The 2,142-nt window shown below is 42.4% G+C and carries 2 protein-coding genes; both read right to left on the bottom strand.

The features are described 5' to 3' along the window. Positions 1–692: 692 nt before the first annotated feature. The gene (locus tag QQL65_RS16395) at positions 693–1,712 is read right to left on the bottom strand and encodes a zinc-binding metallopeptidase (RefSeq protein ID WP_284366328.1); all 1,020 of its coding nucleotides are present in this window, start codon (positions 1,710–1,712) and stop codon (positions 693–695) included. A gap of 50 nt (positions 1,713–1,762) precedes the next feature. Further along, positions 1,763–2,032 (bottom strand): DUF1294 domain-containing protein, encoded by a 270-nt coding sequence (locus QQL65_RS16575; RefSeq protein WP_379863764.1) that lies wholly within the window; start codon positions 2,030–2,032, stop codon positions 1,763–1,765. Positions 2,033–2,142: the final 110 nt, after the last annotated feature.

Below are 2,142 nucleotides of genomic sequence, written 5' to 3'. Positions count from 1 at the left end.
GAAACACCAAACAAACAAACCAAATCATTCGCTCAGTGTTGCGGGTTATAAGGCTACCTAAACAACCTGTCAACACCCAAATTCTAATTAAAATCAACAAACTTTAATCAGAAAATTTTGGTAACTTTTGGTTAAAACCTTCAGTTTCCAAGTCCGCTGTTGCTAGCAAGAATAACCTCGTTTTGCAACACCCCTATTCGAAAATTTTATATTTATTTTCAAATAGTTAGCTAACTTTGTGTCCGTCTTGCGACATCATTTCCGTCAGCGCTTGGGGGTTATAGGGCCGCACCAATTTAGAGTCAACGACAATATGAGAGAAATCTTTGAAATTTTGAACTTTTATGCATTCACTAAGGAATTCAATCGCTTAGCGGTCCACCCTTGGCGATGTACGAAGGAAAAGCGCAAAAACGGTATCATTTGCGCTTACAATTAGTGGCCTTACGCTTCGCTTTGTTGATTAGTCCAAACAAATTACGATTCTAGGATCTAGAGATCCTCGGTAGTTTTGTCGGGAGGGCATACCTCAGAAAATCCCAAATAAAGTCGGCCACCCTGCGATTCTTGTTTCTGACATCAAATCTACAAACTACATAGAAAGGCTATTTTATATTCGCGGTTCGTTTTGGACCCAAATCTTGTTCACCCTGACTATACCAACGCCACCAAAAACCTGAATTTGACAAAAATTAGCGCGGATCAAACGCGCCTCGGCAAGCACCACGATCGTTGGCAAACTGAATTTGATTCTGTTTGGTCATTTCAGACCATGACAAAACCAATCGAACAATATTGAGCTTCTTTTGAATATTAGGATTTTCAAATTGCAGCATTCGATCAAATAGCTCTTCGCCGCTCTTTTCAATTGTGTAGTTGACATCAAAATATTGCAACAGCACATAGTCAGCAAACAATTCAGCAAAATCCTCCCGCGGCGAGCTCATACTGTAGAAGCTAGCAAACTCACTATTTAGCAACTGAGAATAGACTTCGCTCGTCAGTCCTTTAGGAAATGGTTTGGAAACAATCGAAATATAGCGCCATCCTTGAGTATGATTTTCATACCCCAAGACTTGATGAGCGTGAAAACAACCAAAGTATCCGACGCCAGCATGCGTGTTGATCTCCCAATTGAAATCAAGAATGTGCGCCAGTTCATGCAAAAAGAAATGCGCAAACTCATAACGCACAACAAACTCGCCACCAAAGGCGTGCTTTGGGTGCTTTTCAACTTGGTGATGATCAACCAGTTCAAACGACTCGGCATCACTGCCTTGAGGAAAATAGTAGGTATTTCTTTCGAACGCCCTATCTGGTTCCATCAATGCGATTTGAAAAAGAAAATCTCGGTCCACGAAAATGCGTGTGCCATCCACGAATCCACCATGAGAAATCGTGCCCCAGTTTTTGACGATCCTAATTTCGCTTACCGAACAAAATCCTTTTTGCACCATACCTGGTGAAAGCTCGAACAGGTCGTGTAGCTGTCTATCGATCTGATAGTCGCTGTAACTATCTGGCAGAGGGGTGCAGTGTCGGTCATAGGCGTGGCCGGCAACACATAATTTTTGTGTAAAGTTTGGCTCACATATCGCAGCAAAGGAGTGGACCTGACTACCAAGGAAAGCAAGAAGGGTGGCTACAAGAGTACACGCAACACGGTTTAAGAACATAACTGCTACCCAATAAACAAAATATGGGAGCAGCATAAACCTATTCTAAAAGCGGAACTATTCGCGAATCCGCATAGACGTGAAAACTAAGCACCCAATACCAAAAAGTTCAAAGCCAATAGGACTGCTAGATTTGTGGGAAGTGCAAACCACAAAAACATCTTAAACGGCTGTTTTTGAGTTTTATGTCGGAACAATTGCGATGCAATAATCGCGCCCAATGCGCCGCCCAAATACGCAGCTAACAAAAGTGTTCGTTCAGACACACGACGGTAGGATTTGATCGATGCTCGTTTATCCCAGCCAAAGAGAACAAATGAACAAAGATTGAGACACACATATAGAGCCAAAATCATGAACTTTCCCCTTTTGACGCAGAAACGCCCCGCTGGCGAACCAACGGGGCGTTTTGTTATTTAATATCGTGAAGAGAATTTCTTTGTTTTTAGCAGACTTGGCGACGACC

The sequence above is a fragment of the Maritalea porphyrae genome (genome assembly GCF_030159895.1).
Classification (GTDB): domain Bacteria; phylum Pseudomonadota; class Alphaproteobacteria; order Rhizobiales; family Devosiaceae; genus Maritalea; species Maritalea porphyrae.
The sequence above is the reverse complement of the archived record's forward strand: the minus strand, read 5'-3'. Positions and strand labels throughout refer to the sequence as shown.